Raw genomic sequence first — 14,123 nt, 5'->3', positions numbered from 1 at the left:
AACAGCGGAGGTGAATGTGTCAGAAGCTCAGATCGAGCGCCTTCACAGCAGCGACGTCGTCTGCCGAACCCTCGTACAGCACCTCGATCCGGTCGCGTCCGAACGCGTAGAGCAGTAGTTCCGACGGCTCCCCCACCACGGTCACGCCGGGACCCGAGCCGCCCTTGAACGTCGCCCGTCGGCCATCGGGAGTGCGCACGTGGACAGGTACGGGCGAGGAGCGGTGACCGCCCCGACCCACCAGACGAACCTGTGGCCAGAGCCGGGTCTCCACCGCACTGGGCAACACTCGCCGAGTCCAGTTCTCGCCTGCCCGGCGCAGATCCTCGTGATGAACGAACATCTCGCCGAGATTGATCAGCGGATCCAGCAGTGCGAACGGCGACCAGATGGGCGGCCCCGTCCGCACGTCCTCCACCACTGTCGTGAACGGCTTGTTCGCCACGGAACGCTGGACGCGTTCCGTGTACCCCGCGAGCGGAGAAAGAAAAATGCCAGGCGATGCGTCCAGGCGTCGCTCGCGGACGACGAGATGCGCTGCGAGATCTGCCGCTGTCCACTCACCGCACAGCGTCGGCGCATCGGGACCCACGTCGAGAAGGGTCTGGACCAGCTGAGAACGTTCATCCTGGGCAAGGCTCACACCGACCACGGTACGTCCCGAGCCGACCGACGGCATCCCGCCGGCCCCACACTCCCCGATGTTCGACGCGCCCGAGGCGTCGGTAGCCTCCCAACAGTGCCGGTATCGGAAATTCTCGTCATCCTGCTCGCCGGACTCGGAGCCGGAGCAATCAACGCCGTCGTCGGTTCCGGGACGTTGATCACGTTTCCGACGTTGGTCGCATTCGGCTACCCCCCGGTGGTCGCCACCATGTCCAACGCGGTGGGACTGGTCGCGGGGAGCGTCTCGGGCACGTGGGGCTATCGCCGCGAACTGCGCGGGCAGTGGCATCGACTGCGGTGGCAGTTGCCCGCCTCGTTCTTCGGAGCCCTCGGCGGGGCCTGGCTGCTGTTGCATCTACCCGAAACCGTCTTCGCCGCAGTGGTCCCGGTGTTGCTCATCGGTGCGCTGATTCTCGTTGTCGCACAACCGAGAATCCAGGCCTGGGCCAAGCGGCGATCGGAGGCCGCCGGCAAGGCCGCAAACCACATCAGCCGGACCAGGATGGCCTTGGTCACCGGCGGCACTCTGCTGGTGGGAATCTACGGCGGCTATTTCACTGCGGCACAGGGCATTCTGCTCATCGGAGTGATGGGTGCACTGCTCCCCGAAACCATGCAACGGATGAACGCAGCCAAGAATCTGTTGTCGCTGGTCGTCAATGTCGTTGCAGCGGTGACGTACACGATCTTTCGATTCGACGACATCAGCTGGCAGGCAGCCGGACTGATCGCGGTCGGCTCCCTGATCGGTGGAGCCGTCGGAGCACGCTACGGCCGCCGGCTCTCGCCGGCGGCCCTGCGTGGTGCCATCGTCGTTCTCGGTCTGATCGGACTCTGGCGACTACTCGTCTAGACGATCGCGTCCAGTTCGGCTGCGGGCGCGCCTAGTTCGACTGCGGTTGCGGCTTGACCGCGATGATCGTCGGAACGATCATCGGCTTGCGGCGATACTTGTCCGCCACCCACCGACCGACGACACGACGCACAGCCTGCGCGATGCGGTGCGTATCGGACACGCCGTCGGACGCCAGACGCTGCAACTCCGACTCGACGAGCTGACCGGCTTCCTTGAGTGCGGCCGGATCGTCGGAGAATCCGCGACCGGACACCTCGGGTGCGGTCACTGCACGTCCGGTGGCCGAATCGACGGCGACGCTGATCGCGATGAATCCGCCCTCGCCCAGTACGAGTCGATCGGACAGCGTCGAATCGCCGACGTCACCGACCGAGAGGCCGTCGACGTACACATGCCCCACGGGCACCTGTCCGACGATCTCGGCGAGACCGTCGACCATGTCGACGACCACGCCGTCCTCGGCCAGCACCACACGCTCCTCGGGGACACCCGTCGCCTTGGCCAGTGCCGCGTTGGCGCGCAGGTGACGCCACTCGCCGTGTACCGGCATGGCATTGGTGGGTCGAACCGCGTTGTACAGGTACAGCAGCTCACCGGCCGAGGCGTGGCCCGAGACGTGAACCTTCGCATTCTGTTGCGTCACAACGGTCGCACCACGCTTGGCGAGGCCGTTCACCACCGCGAACACCGAGTTCTCGTTGCCCGGGATGAGCGAGGACGCCAGCACCACGAGATCGTTAGCCTTGACGTTGATCTGGCGATGCTCGCCGCGAGCCATCCGGGACAGCGCCGACAGCGGCTCGCCCTGCGAACCGGTGGAGATCAGTACCAACCGGTCGTCGGGAAGCGTTGCGGCAGTGTCGACATTGACCTCGAGGCCGTCGGGCACACGCAGATAGCCGAGATCCTGAGCGATCTGCATGTTGCGGACCATCGACCGACCGACGAATGCCACCCGACGGTTGTACCGCTCGGCGACATCGATGACCTGCTGGATGCGATGCACGTGACTGGCGAACGACGCGACGATGACGCGCTGCTTCGCCTTGCCGATGACGGTGTCGAGCACTCCGCCGATCTCACGTTCGGGCGTGACGAATCCGGGCACCTCGGCATTGGTGGAGTCGACCAGAAACAGGTCGACGCCCTCGTCGCCGAGCCGCGAGAAGCCGGCCAGGTCCGTCAGCCGGCCGTCGAGCGGCAGCTGATCGAGCTTGATGTCACCCGTGTGCAGCACCAGACCGGCGTCGGTTCTGATGGCAATGGCGAGCGCGTCGGGAATCGAGTGGTTCACCGCGAAGTACTCGCAGTCGAACGGTCCGTGCTGCGTGTGCTGACCTTCGATGACCTCGACGAGGTTCGGCCGCAACCGGTGCTCACGGCACTTGGCCGCGACGAGCGCGAGGGTGAACTTGGATCCGACGACGGGCAGGTCGGGACGCAGTCGAAGCAGGAACGGGACAGCACCGATGTGGTCCTCGTGACCGTGTGTCAGAACCACGGCCTCGACGTCGGCCATGCGGTTCTCGATGTGCCGGAAGTCGGGCAGGATCAGGTCGACACCCGGCTGCTGGTCCTCGGGGAAGAGCACGCCGCAGTCGATAATCAGCATTTTGCCCTGATGCTCGAACACCGTCATGTTGCGACCGATTTCGCCGATACCGCCGAGCGCGACCACTCGCAGGCCCTTGAACGGGGCCTTCGGAGGTGTACCCAGACGCTCCGTCGGGTCGAATTCACGACGTTTGTCGGGACGCTGAGTGCGCGCCGAGTTCTGCACCATCGGCTTGCCCTGCCTGGCCCCTGCCGGTTGGCCCTGCTTCGGGGCCGGACGCTCGGAGGGGGGTCCGGCGTTTCGGGTTGCGCGTCCGCGCGATCTGTTCGGTCGTGTCATACAAGAACTCCTGCCGCCCGCAGCTCTGCTGCGAGCAATTCGATGTGGTCGATGCTCGGTGGCACCTGGGGAAGTCGTGGTTCGCCGACATCGATTCCGATGAGGCGGAGGCCGGCCTTCGAGGCGCTGACGCCGCCGAGGCGTGCGACCGAGCGAATGACCGGAATGAGGCTGACGTTGATCGCCTGCGCCCGCGCGATGTCACCCATCATGAAGGCGGTGTGCAGCTCACGGAGGCGAGAGGGAACGAGGTGGCCGATGACACTGACGAAGCCCGTCGCCCCGACCGAGAGCCAGGGAAGGTTCAGTGGATCGTCGCCGGAATAGAACTGCAGGCCTGTCGAGGCGATCAGTTCCGCGCCTGCGTTCAGATCTCCCTTGGCGTCCTTGACCGCGAGGATCCGGGGGTGCTCGGCCAGCCGACGCAACGTCTCGGTCTCGATGGGGACTACCGACCGCGGCGGAATGTCGTAGAGCATCACGGGCAGGTCGGTGGCGTTCGCGACCGCGGTGAAGTGTGCGTACAAGCCGGCCTGTGGTGGCCGAGAGTAGTACGGGGTGACGACCAGAAGACCGTGTGCGCCTGCACGGGCGGCGTCACGAGCGAGTTCGACGCTGTGCGCGGTGTCGTTGCTGCCTGCCCCGGCGATGATGCGAGCTCGATGGCCGACCGCAGCGATTACCGCGCGGAGCAGTTCGAGCTTCTCGTTCTCGGTGGTGGTGGGCGATTCGCCCGTCGTTCCGGCCAGAACCAAGCCGTCGTTGCCCTGCTCGACGAGATGGTGTGCCAGCCGAACGCCCGCATCGATATCCAACTTACCGTCCGCTGTGAACGGGGTCACCATGGCGGTGAGCACCGTACCGAACACAGGCGCAACGGAAGGAGCGGCGTCACCGTAGGTCATGGCAGCAGATTACCCGGTGCTTTACCCACTCTCGCGCAGCGGGACTCCCCGCCGACACTCGCCACGTGTACCCGGTCTCGGCCGCAACCGAACCTCGCCGTCAGACCTCGGTCACGAACGGGCTGCGGGCCACTTCCGTGCCGTCCGGCAGCGTCGAGATCTCGAAGTCGCCGAACACGTCCGGAGCCACTCCCACGAGCTTACGCAGACATTCGACGGCAACACGGCGAATTTCCACGTCTGCGTGCTCCGAGGCACGCATCGACACGAAATGCCGCCATGCACGGTAGTTTCCGCTCACCACCACGCGCGTCTCGGTCGCGTTCGGCAACACCGACCGGGCCGCCTGCCGCGCCTGTTTGCCCCGCAGGGCGGCATTGGTGACCGATTCCAGCTTTCCCTCCAGCGCACCGAGCAGCTCGGTGTACGCCGCCCGGCTCGCCTCGGTCGCCGATGCGAACAACGCCTCGAGCTCGGGATCACCCTCGACAGCCGGCGGAAGTACCACGTTGGCGTCGTGCTCGGGAACGAATCGCTGCGAGAGCTGCGAGTAGGAGAAGTGCCGGTGCCTGATCAGCTCGTGCGTGCACGATCGCGAGATTCCGGTGATGTAGAAGCTCACGCTCGCGTGTTCGAGAACCGAGAGGTGTCCGACGTCGAGCAGATGACGCAGATACGACGCATTGGTCGCGGTCCGGGGATTGGGCTTGGACCAGCTCTGATAGCAGGCACGTCCGGCGAACTCGACCAACGCCTGCCCGCCGTCCGCATCGGTTTCCCAGGGAATGTCGACCGGCGGAACGAACTCGGTTCGGGCAACCAGTTGCACTCTCAGCGCAACCGTCCGCGGCACAGCTCTACCTTCGTTTTCTGCTGACACCGCACAACCCTAAACGCGGCACCGATGCCCGGCGAACGATGACGTCACGACGCTGTCGTATGACGTCACCAGGGGTGCTTGACCGACGTCAAATATGACGCCACACTGACGTCATGGAACTGGACAAGTACACCGCGTCGCTACGCACGGATCTACTCGCGGCGGCCGCTCTGGGAGACGAGCACACCCGCCAGACGGCCGAAGCACTCGGCAAGACTGCGGAAGCCTCGGCCAGATTGATGCTGCTCACGGCGCTGTCGGACTTCGCAGCAGAGGTATCGAACGACCTGGACGGACATACGGTCAGCGTTCGCCTCGACGGTACGCAGGCGCACGCGGATGTTCGACGCGAAAGCCCCGTTCCCGGCCTGCACGACGGCGATCCGGCGGAGCCCGTCACCGAGGACTACCCGACCATGGACGACGTGTCCGGTGAGGTCCGACGGGTGACGCTGCGGCTGGTCGAACAGATCAAGGAACGCGCCGAGGACGCCGCGAACAACAGCGGAGTGTCACTCAATTCGTGGTTGTCGCAAGCGGTTCAGGGCGCACTGCGCGATCAGATGCGCAAGGATCGCGGCTGGAACAACTGATCGGCACTACTTCTTCTCGCGCCACTCCCGCTCGAACGGCAACCGCCATGCGTGTGGAGCGATGAGTTGATGGATGGCGTTGGGCCCCCACGAGCCCGGTGCGTACAGGCGAACCGGGGGCGGGTCGGCGAGCAGCGGTTCGGACACTTTCCATAGCCGCTCTATGCCCTCGGCCGTGGTGAACAGCGTGTGGTCGCCGTACATGGCGTCGAGAATCAGCCGCTCGTAGGCCTCGAGGACGTCGCCGACTCGTTCGGTTTCGTGAACTGCGAACTGCATGCTGAGTTTGTCCAGGCGCATTCCGGGACCGGGGCGCTTACCGTAGAACGACAGTGACACCTTCGAGGCGTCCGCAAGGTCGAAGGTCAGGTGGTCGGGACCTTGCGCACCCACGCCCGAGCCGACCGGGAACATGCTCTTCGGTGGTTCCCTGAAGGCGATCGAGATGATGCGTTGCCCCTCGGCGAGGCGTTTTCCGCTGCGCAGGTAGAAGGGCACTCCGGCCCAGCGCCAATTGTCGATCTCGCACTTGAGTGCCACGAAGGTGTCGGTGTCGGAATCGGCAGCCACCCCCTCCTCCGAGCGATAGCCCGTGTACTGGCCTCGCACAACGTTTTTCGGGTCCAGCGGCATCATGGATCGGAAGACCTTGTTCTTCTCCTCGCTGATGGCGCGGGGTTCGAGCGCCGTCGGCGGTTCCATCGCCATGAACGCCAGCACCTGGAACAGGTGGGTGACCACCATGTCCCTGTACGCACCGGTGGATTCGTAGAATCCGGCGCGCCCGTCCAGGGCGAGCTTCTCCGGGATGTCGATCTGGACGTGATCGATGAAGTTTCGGTTCCAGATCGGCTCGAACAACCCGTTGGCGAAGCGGAAGGCCAGGATGTTCTGCGCGGGCTCCTTGCCGAGAAAGTGATCGATTCGGAAGATCTGATCCTCGTCGAACGTTTCGTGAACCCGGGCGTTCAGTGCGATCGCGCTCTCGAGGTCGGTGCCGAACGGCTTCTCCATGATGATCCGGGAGCGCTTCACCAGATCTGCCGACGCGAGCGTATCCACCACTGCCAGAGCAGCTCTCGGGGGAACCGACAAGTAGTGCAGCCGTTTGGCGCTTCCTCCGAGCTCGATCTCGGCCTCGGCCACGGCCTCCCCCAGCGCCGCCGGTCCTGCCTTCTGCGACACGTAGGTCAGTCGCGAGGCGAAACGACTCCATTGCTCGTCGCCGACCTTGCGACTCGAGTGGGTGTTGATCGATTCGCGAGCGAGAGCGCGGAATTCGTCGGTCGACAGCTCTTCCAGCGATGTGCCGACGACCCGGATGTTCGGCGCGAGATCGGACAGCGCCAGATGCATCATCCCGGACAACAGTTTTCGCTTGGCCAGGTCTCCTGTCGCCCCGAACAGGACGACGACCTGGGGTGGGAGTTCCGTGGCGGTGTCCGTCCGGCGTGAAGTCACGGTTCGAATAGTGGCACCGATCCTGCCCGAGTGCACTTCGGCAGGATTCGACCAGGCCGGCAGGCGTCAACGCAATGCGGCGACGAGGTCTCCCCGGTCCCCCACCACCACGCGTTCGAGTTCGAGCCAATCCGCCATCTCTCGCAGTACCTCTCGTAGTCGAGGCGCGATGTCACCGGCGTTGCGGTCGCCCTCGACGTACGCCGCGATCACGTGCAGTTCGGACTGCGCTCGCACTGCCTTGAGATCGACGCGGGCCACCAGATGCCCGTCGAGCAGAAAGGGAAACACGTAGTAGCCGTGAACTCGCTTGTGCTGTGGGGTGTATATCTCGATTCGGTAGTGGAAATCGAAAATTCGCTGCACCCGCGGCCGGTAGAAGATCATCGGATCGAACGGGCACAGCAGTGCGGCGGCGGTGGCCGTTCGCGGTGTTCTCGCCTCGCGGTGCAGGTATGCCGGTGCGTTCCAGCCTCGGACGGTCACCTGGTCGAGCACACCGTCCTCGACCAGTTCGCCGATCGCCGCCTTCGCCTGCTTCTGCGAGAGCCGGTAGTAGTCCCTCAGATCCGGCTCGGTACCGATTCCCAGTGCCCGCGAGGACTTTTCGATGAGTCGACGTACCGCCTCCGGTTCGTCGACGCGCCTGTGCAGAACGTTTTCCGGGATCACTCGTTCACTGAGCTCGTACCGGCGCACGAATCCCGTCCGTGCCGGCACGGTCACCACGCCTGCCGCGAACAGCTGTTCGCAGACGACCTTGACATCGCTGCGATCCCACCAGGGCCCTTTACGACCGGGTGTGTCCACCTCGAGGTGCTTCTCGATGTCACCGGCGCTGGCCGCACCGTTGTCGCCGATCACCGCGAGGACGTCGTCGACGAGAGTCGGTTCGCGATCGAGAATGTGGGCGGCTCCGCCCCACCGCCCGTGTCGATACAACTCCATTCGCCACCGCATCAGCGGCCAGTCCTCGACGGGCAGCAGTGCGGCCTCGTGGGCCCAGTACTCCACCAATCGACGAGGCCGACGCGCGGTGTCGGTCCATGCGGCGTCGTCGACGATCGTGCGGTCGTAGGCACCGACGCGACTGAACACCGGTGCGTAGTGCGCGCGCACCACCACCGACACCGAGTCGATCTGCAACAACCCGGTGGTGTCGATGGCTGCGTGAACTGCGGTCTTGCTCGCCGGCCGAGTTCGCGACCGTCTCGATGCCAGCCCTTGGGCGGCCAGCGCGGTACGACGAGCGGCGGCGGCACTCATCTCCTGCATCGGATCAGCCTGTCACGGCCCACCGACACATCGACTCAGGTGCTGAACAGGTTCGCCGCCTTGAGGATCAATTCGTACAGCCCGTAGGCGAACGGCACGGCAACCCAGGCCCATGCGACCGCCATCGTGACCTGCCTCTGTCCGCCGCTCATGCCTTCGCTCCTGTGGTCGTCGCGGCCTTCGCCGGATCGGCTTCGTGGTATTTCGAGGCAACCGGCTTGATGGCTTCGTTGGCCAGGAACCCGACCACCAGCAGACCGATCATCACGTAGAACGCCGGCAGATATCGGCCGGTGGTGCCGGGCTCGCCGGCGTCGGCGATGGCATTGACGATCAGCGGCCCCAGCACACCGGCCACCGACCACGCGGTGAGGAGTCGTCCGTGGATCGCGCCCACCTGATACGTACCGAAGAGGTCCTTGAGGTAGGCCGGAACCGTCGCGAAACCCGCACCGTAGAACGAGAGAATCAGCAGGGCCGAGACCATGAACAGGATCTTGTTGGTGTTGGTGAACAAGGCGATGTAGAGGTACAGCAGTGCACCGATACCGAGGTACATCCGATAGATGTTCTTACGCCCCACCACATCGGATACCGAAGACCAGACGAACCGTCCGATCATGTTGGTCAGGGAGAGGAACGCGACGAAACCGGCCGCAGCCGCGGCGAGCGATTCGGGCGAGGTGGCGTCGGGAAAGAAGTCCTGATAGATGCCCGATCCACGTTCGAGAATGCCGATTCCGGCAGTGACGTTGAAGCACAGGACGACCCACAGCAGCCAGAACTGCGGTGTCTTCACTGCGTTCGCGGCCGAGACGTTGTGCGTCGAGATCATCGACGACGACGCGGGCGGGGTCCACCCTGCCGGTGTCCACCCCTCGGCGGGCACTCGAATGAGAACGACTCCCAGCGCCATGAACACCGCGTATCCGACGCCCAGCGTGAGGAACGTCTTGGCGATGGAACCGTCGGTGAAACCGCCGAAGTTCACCATCAGCTGGCTGGTGAGCGGGGACGCGATGAGTGCGCCGCCGCCGAATCCCATGATGGCGATACCGGTGGCCATTCCCGGCCTGTCCGGGAACCATTTCATCAAGGTCGAGACGGGTGAGATGTAGCCGATTCCGAGGCCGATACCGCCGACGAATCCGTAGCCGAAGATCACCAGCCAGAACTGTCCGAGGGCCATGCCGAGCGCGGACAGCAGCAGTCCGGAGACGAAGAAGACCAGAGAGACGGCCATGGCCCATCGTGGGCCGTTCTTCTCGACGCGGGTCCCGAAGATCGCCGCGGACAGGCCGAGCATCACGATGGCGAGCTGGAACGGAATGGCGGTGACGGTGCCGCTGAGCCCGAGTGCGTCGGGCTGCGAGATGGCGTTCTTGAACACGCTCCACGCGTAGGCGGACCCGATCGCGAGGTGAATGGACAGCGCGGCCGGTGGTATCAACCAGCGGCTCCACTCTGGTGTCGCGACGATGGCAGAGCGGTCGAGAATGCGGAGGGTCATCGAAATCCCTTGCGATAGAATTCGGTACAAAATTGCACTATCCCCTGCAGTCAAACACGGCCACCGCTCTACTCGCTCACAACCGCGAATAGTTTCTTCACCGAACTCACATTCTGACCCGCGTATCCTCGGGGCAGTGGATATCGAGCGGTGGCGCAGCAGATTGCCGGTGAGACGAGCCTCCGACGGCGAGGTGATCGGGTGGACCGTCGGGCACGGCACGAGTGCGCAGGACGAGTACGACGACGGCTATGTGGTCGATGCCGTCAATCCCGCCGGAATCACCGTTGCGCAGGGCGTTCCGATCGAGACCGCCATCGCGCACCTCGAGGATCGCGGTCTGGCATCGCTGTCGGCTCCACACTGGACGAAGGCACCCCTGCCATTGGAATCCGAGACCGATCTGTCTGCACCGCAGGAGGATTGGCCGTGGCGGCGGGTGCTGATGACGCAACTCGACGACAACCGAGTGTGGATTCGGCCCGCATATCCGAGTTGGCCGGAACGCCTGCTCGAAATTCCGCTACCGATCCCGGCCGATGACATTCTGCGCCCGGACTCCCCCGAGAATTCCGACTGAGTCAGTAGCGTCCCAGAACGGACCTCATGGTGTCGGCAAGTTGGGTCAGACCGGGTTCCTCGACGGGTAGGTGACCGCACCCGTCGAGCATGACGATCTCGGTGTCGGCCCGAATGCGTTCCAGGAAGCGGATACTGACCTCCGGTGGCGTCCACCGGTCGTCGGCGGGGTGGGTCAGCAGTATCGGCGGACCGTCGTAGTCCTCGGGTCGGGTGTGCGAGTAGCCGAAGAAGCTCGCGAGGAAGCCGATCGGAACACGCACTCCGCCGCCTCTGGGGTCACGTGCACACAGGCCGGACAGCTCCGCGTCCAGGCTCATGTTCGCCATGTCGGCCATCCACCTGACGGGAATGCGTGCTCGGCTCGCGACGCCGGCGAGCAGCCGAAGCAGCTGTGGTGCGGGCCCGCCGAGCACGTCGAATCTCGCCGCAGCACGGCGGGCGCCGGGATCGGCCGGGTCGAGCAGACAGGTGGCGATCACCCTGTCCACCAGCCCCGTTCGGTGCGCTACCTCGTACGCGAGCATGCCTCCCATGCTTGCGCCCAACAGGACGAGAGGACGGCCGTCGCGAGACTTCTCGGCAACCACGAGCTCGCACAGCAGATCGATCCAGTAGCGGTAGCGAACGGACGCGGGGTCCGAGACGACGGTGTCTCCGTAGAGAGGCAGGTCGGGGCACATCACCTCGACGCCCTCTCGAACGGCGACAGCGGCGTACGGCCACAGCAGACCGGAGTAACCCCCGGCACCGTGCAGGGCCATGACACGGACCTTCGATTCGGGCCGCGCAGCGCGGGCGATGTGAACGCGCGTGTCGCGCCACATCCAGAACGTCGACTCGGGCTTCTCCCCTGGTACCAGCCGATACTGCGCGGGCAGGAATCGGGCATATCGGTCGACGTTCATGGGCACACGGTATCCGTCAGACCGACAGCCCCGCTGCGACAGTTCCGCCGAGTTCGTAGCAGCGTTCACGTGCGGGCTTGCCGCTCTCGGCGAGGTGCACGGTGCCGAAGACCTTCTCGAGGCCCCAACCCGTCGCGATCTTCTCGATGGCCCGTCCGGCGCCCACTGTGTCGTCGTTGCCGTGAACCCAAGCGGCGTAGGGCTTTCCGGTAACGGCACCGAGGCACGGGTAGTACACGGTGTCGAAGAAGTGTTTCAGAGCACCGCTCATGTAGCCGAAATTCGCCGGTGTTCCGAACAGAAACCCATCCGCGGCAAGCACATCGGGAACGGTAGCGCCGAGTGCAGGCACACTGCGCACGTCCACGCCGGTGATCTCGGGGTCGTGCGCGCCGTCGAGAACTGCCTCGAGCAGCTCACGAGTGAGCGGACTCGGGGTGTGATGAACGACCAGAAGGGTGCGCGTCACCGGTGTCAGTTCTCTGCGCGTTCCAGTGCCACAGCACGTTTCATCGTCTCGCGGGCCCGCCCGCGGTCACCGGCGTAGTCGTAGGCACGAGCCAGACGATAGGAGTTTCGCCAGTTGTCCGGATCCTTCTCCCATTCGGTCTTGACCTGTTGGAACAACTCGTCTGCGGCATCGCGTTCGATCCGTCCCGACGGCCTACGCGGAAGATCCGCGACGTCGAGTTCGAGGCCCTCCTCGTGGATGCGCGAGGCCAGCCTCTGGTGGTCGAAGCCGGCTTTGAGGGTGGCCCACACGATCCACAACCCGAGTATCGGCAGCAGCAGGACCCCGATCCCCAAGGAGATACTGGCCACGCCGCCGTTCTGGATCAGCGTCACACCGCGCTGGCCGAGCAGGAAGAAGTAGAAGCCGAGAATCAGCACCATCACCGTGATGATGGCGAGCACCTTCGTCGTTTTGTTCACCGTCGATCAGCTCACAGATCCAGCAGCGGATCGAGACCGACGGTCAACCCGGGTCGCCCGGCGATCTCGCGAACTCCGAGAAGGACTCCGGGCGCGAAGGACGTGCGATCGAGCGAGTCGTGCCGAATACTCAGCGTCTCCCCCTGGGTGCCCAGCAGAACCTCTTGATGCGCAACGAGTCCCGCGAGCCGGATCGAGTGCACACGCACTCCGTCCACGTCGGCACCACGTGCGCCGTCGAGTTCGGTCGTCGTCGCGTCGGGGCTCGGCGGAGTGCCTGCGGCGGCGCGTGCCTCGGCAATCAACGCGGCAGTCCGGTACGCCGTTCCCGACGGCGCATCGGCCTTGTTGGGGTGGTGCAGTTCGATCACCTCGACCGAGTCGAAGAACCGGGCGGCCTGCTGTGCGAACCGCATCGACAGCACCGCGCCGATGGCGAAGTTCGGCGCGATCAGCACACCCGTCTGCGGCGATCCCGCCAGCCATTCGCGAACCTGTTCGAGGCGCTGCTCATCGAATCCGGTGGTGCCGACCACTGCATGGATGCCCTGCTCGATCAGGAACTGCAGGTTGTCCATCACCACGTCGGGATGGGTGAAATCGACGACCACCTGGGCGTTCGCGTCGACGAAGTTCGCCAGCGGATCGCCCTGGTCGACGGTCGCCACGAGCTCGAGATCGTCGGCTGCCTCGACGGCGGCACAGATGGCCTGACCTACCTTGCCGCGTGACCCCAGTACCCCTACTCGAACAGGTGCCGTTGCACTCACGTCGTACCCACACTCGTTTCGTCGTCGTCTTGTCGCTTCTACCGACTTCAGAGCCTACTTCTCCACGGTCCGCCCCGGCCGCTACGGTCGTCCGGTGACATCCAGCGTCCTGTTCGCCGACCGAGTCGATCTCGTCCGCGGTGGCCGATACCTGCTCAGTGATGCAACGCTGCGGGTCGAGGAGGGCGAGCACTGGGTATTGCTCGGCGCCAACGGCGCGGGCAAATCCACCCTGCTCAGCTTGCTCGGCGCGCTCGTTCATCCCACTCACGGTTCCGTGCACGTTCTGGGCCATCGCCTCGGGCGTGTGGACATGCGCGAGTTGCGGACGCACATCGGCCACGTCGATCCACGACTGAGGGTCGAGGCTCCGCTGACACTCTTCCAGGTCGTGTTGACCGGACTGACCAACACACCGGATCTGATCCCGAGATGGTCGGCCACCGACAGCGAAACCGCCCGGGCTCACCGACTCGTCGAGTCCCTCGGTGTCGCCCATCGACTCGACGCGTCGTGGCACACGCTCTCGCAAGGTGAGCGGGGCCGAGCGCTCATCGCGCGCGCTCTACTTCCCGACCCGGCGTTGCTGCTGCTCGACGAGCCCGCCACCGGGCTCGATCTCGCTGCCCGCGAACAACTCCTGAGTGCACTCGACTCGCTGCGCGCCGAACATCCGAGTTTGGCCAGTATTCTGGTGACTCATCACCTCGAGGAAATCCCGACCTCGACCACCCACGCTCTGCTCATCCGTGACGGAAGAGTGCAGACGCAGGGAGCCGTCGACGCGGTGCTGACCACCGACAACATCAGTGAGTGTTTCGACCATCCCATCGAGATCTCGAAGCAACGCGGCCGGTGGGTCGCCACGGCGGCCCACCGCTGATGCTCGGTCG

General features: G+C 64.9%; 16 protein-coding genes. 4 read left to right on the top strand and 12 right to left on the bottom strand.

What is annotated here, in order from left to right; all coding sequences use genetic code 11:
• Positions 1-19 precede the first annotated feature (19 nt).
• Positions 20-643: a TIGR03085 family metal-binding protein gene (locus CH302_RS06340; RefSeq protein WP_037190125.1), complete on the bottom strand. Its 624-nt coding sequence runs from the start codon at positions 641-643 to the stop codon at positions 20-22.
• Positions 644-739: 96 nt separating this feature from the next.
• Between CH302_RS06340 and CH302_RS06335 the strand changes: the two genes are divergently transcribed.
• Complete coding sequence (locus CH302_RS06335) at positions 740-1,519, top strand: sulfite exporter TauE/SafE family protein (RefSeq protein ID WP_037189530.1); 780 nt, start codon at positions 740-742, stop codon at positions 1,517-1,519.
• 31 nt (positions 1,520-1,550) lie between these two features.
• Here the strand turns inward: CH302_RS06335 and CH302_RS06330 are convergent, their stop codons facing one another.
• The 3 genes from CH302_RS06330 to thyX all read right to left on the bottom strand — a co-directional run bounded on the left by CH302_RS06330 (position 1,551) and on the right by thyX (position 5,174).
• On the bottom strand, positions 1,551-3,305 hold the full coding sequence (locus CH302_RS06330) for a ribonuclease J (protein ID WP_037189531.1): 1,755 nt from the start codon (positions 3,303-3,305) through the stop codon (positions 1,551-1,553).
• A 107-nt stretch (positions 3,306-3,412) separates the two neighbouring features.
• Positions 3,413-4,321 (bottom strand): 4-hydroxy-tetrahydrodipicolinate synthase, encoded by a 909-nt coding sequence (gene dapA, locus CH302_RS06325; protein ID WP_037189532.1) that lies wholly within the window; start codon positions 4,319-4,321, stop codon positions 3,413-3,415.
• Positions 4,322-4,421: 100 nt separating this feature from the next.
• Positions 4,422-5,174, bottom strand: a complete 753-nt coding sequence (thyX, locus tag CH302_RS06320; RefSeq protein WP_037189533.1) for an FAD-dependent thymidylate synthase — start codon at positions 5,172-5,174, stop codon at positions 4,422-4,424.
• 140 nt (positions 5,175-5,314) lie between these two features.
• Between thyX and CH302_RS06315 the strand changes: the two genes are divergently transcribed.
• Positions 5,315-5,794 (top strand): hypothetical protein, encoded by a 480-nt coding sequence (locus tag CH302_RS06315; RefSeq protein ID WP_037189535.1) that lies wholly within the window; start codon positions 5,315-5,317, stop codon positions 5,792-5,794.
• Positions 5,795-5,800: 6 nt separating this feature from the next.
• Here the strand turns inward: CH302_RS06315 and zwf are convergent, their stop codons facing one another.
• The 4 genes from zwf to CH302_RS06300 form a co-directional block, all read right to left on the bottom strand.
• Complete coding sequence (zwf, locus tag CH302_RS06310) at positions 5,801-7,255, bottom strand: glucose-6-phosphate dehydrogenase (RefSeq protein WP_037190126.1); 1,455 nt, start codon at positions 7,253-7,255, stop codon at positions 5,801-5,803.
• 66 nt (positions 7,256-7,321) lie between these two features.
• Positions 7,322-8,530, bottom strand: coding sequence for a winged helix-turn-helix domain-containing protein (locus tag CH302_RS06305; RefSeq protein WP_037189538.1), 1,209 nt, complete (start codon positions 8,528-8,530; stop codon positions 7,322-7,324).
• A 35-nt stretch (positions 8,531-8,565) separates the two neighbouring features.
• The gene (locus CH302_RS30975) at positions 8,566-8,682 is read right to left on the bottom strand and encodes an MFS transporter small subunit (protein ID WP_441347073.1); all 117 of its coding nucleotides are present in this window, start codon (positions 8,680-8,682) and stop codon (positions 8,566-8,568) included.
• A complete protein-coding gene (locus CH302_RS06300) occupies positions 8,679-10,040 on the bottom strand; it encodes an OFA family MFS transporter (RefSeq protein ID WP_037189540.1) in 1,362 nt (453 codons plus the stop codon). The genes CH302_RS30975 and CH302_RS06300 overlap by 4 nt, the downstream gene beginning before the upstream one ends.
• A 136-nt stretch (positions 10,041-10,176) precedes the next feature.
• Here CH302_RS06300 and CH302_RS06295 point away from each other — a divergent pair, with 136 nt between their 5' ends.
• Positions 10,177-10,620 (top strand): hypothetical protein, encoded by a 444-nt coding sequence (locus CH302_RS06295; RefSeq protein WP_230596221.1) that lies wholly within the window; start codon positions 10,177-10,179, stop codon positions 10,618-10,620.
• 1 nt (position 10,621) lies between these two features.
• On the opposite strand, the gene CH302_RS06290 is transcribed toward CH302_RS06295, so the two are convergent.
• The 4 genes from CH302_RS06290 to dapB are packed head-to-tail and all read right to left on the bottom strand — an operon-like array spanning position 10,622 to position 13,230.
• On the bottom strand, positions 10,622-11,527 hold the full coding sequence (locus CH302_RS06290; RefSeq protein WP_037189544.1) for an alpha/beta hydrolase: 906 nt from the start codon (positions 11,525-11,527) through the stop codon (positions 10,622-10,624).
• Between the two features lie 16 nt (positions 11,528-11,543).
• Positions 11,544-11,996, bottom strand: coding sequence for a flavodoxin family protein (locus CH302_RS06285; protein WP_052047509.1), 453 nt, complete (start codon positions 11,994-11,996; stop codon positions 11,544-11,546).
• A 5-nt stretch (positions 11,997-12,001) separates the two neighbouring features.
• Positions 12,002-12,421, bottom strand: coding sequence for a hypothetical protein (locus tag CH302_RS06280; RefSeq protein ID WP_052047573.1), 420 nt, complete (start codon positions 12,419-12,421; stop codon positions 12,002-12,004).
• Positions 12,422-12,471: 50 nt separating this feature from the next.
• Complete coding sequence (dapB, locus tag CH302_RS06275) at positions 12,472-13,230, bottom strand: 4-hydroxy-tetrahydrodipicolinate reductase (protein WP_037189548.1); 759 nt, start codon at positions 13,228-13,230, stop codon at positions 12,472-12,474.
• 94 nt (positions 13,231-13,324) lie between these two features.
• Here dapB and CH302_RS06270 point away from each other — a divergent pair, with 94 nt between their 5' ends.
• A complete protein-coding gene (locus CH302_RS06270; RefSeq protein ID WP_037189549.1) occupies positions 13,325-14,113 on the top strand; it encodes an ABC transporter ATP-binding protein in 789 nt (262 codons plus the stop codon).
• Positions 14,114-14,123: the final 10 nt, after the last annotated feature.

The organism is Rhodococcus sp. 15-2388-1-1a (genome assembly GCF_002259145.1).
Lineage (GTDB): Bacteria > Actinomycetota > Actinomycetes > Mycobacteriales > Mycobacteriaceae > Rhodococcoides.
Note: the sequence above shows the minus strand (reverse complement) of the source record. Positions and strands in the feature narration are given on the sequence as shown.

Excerpts from the sequence above, each read along its gene's own strand:
- CH302_RS06330 (WP_037189531.1), bottom strand. The coding sequence starts at position 3,305 with ATGGTGCAGAACTCGGCGCGCACTCAGCGTCCCGACAAACGTCGTGAA.
- dapA (WP_037189532.1), bottom strand. The coding sequence starts at position 4,321 with ATGACCTACGGTGACGCCGCTCCTTCCGTTGCGCCTGTGTTCGGTACG.
- CH302_RS06315 (WP_037189535.1), top strand. The coding sequence starts at position 5,315 with ATGGAACTGGACAAGTACACCGCGTCGCTACGCACGGATCTACTCGCG.
- CH302_RS06305 (WP_037189538.1), bottom strand. The coding sequence starts at position 8,530 with ATGCAGGAGATGAGTGCCGCCGCCGCTCGTCGTACCGCGCTGGCCGCC.
- CH302_RS30975 (WP_441347073.1), bottom strand. The coding sequence starts at position 8,682 with ATGAGCGGCGGACAGAGGCAGGTCACGATGGCGGTCGCATGGGCCTGG.
- CH302_RS06300 (WP_037189540.1), bottom strand. The coding sequence starts at position 10,040 with ATGACCCTCCGCATTCTCGACCGCTCTGCCATCGTCGCGACACCAGAG.
- CH302_RS06290 (WP_037189544.1), bottom strand. The coding sequence starts at position 11,527 with ATGAACGTCGACCGATATGCCCGATTCCTGCCCGCGCAGTATCGGCTG.
- CH302_RS06280 (WP_052047573.1), bottom strand. The coding sequence starts at position 12,421 with ATGGTGCTGATTCTCGGCTTCTACTTCTTCCTGCTCGGCCAGCGCGGT.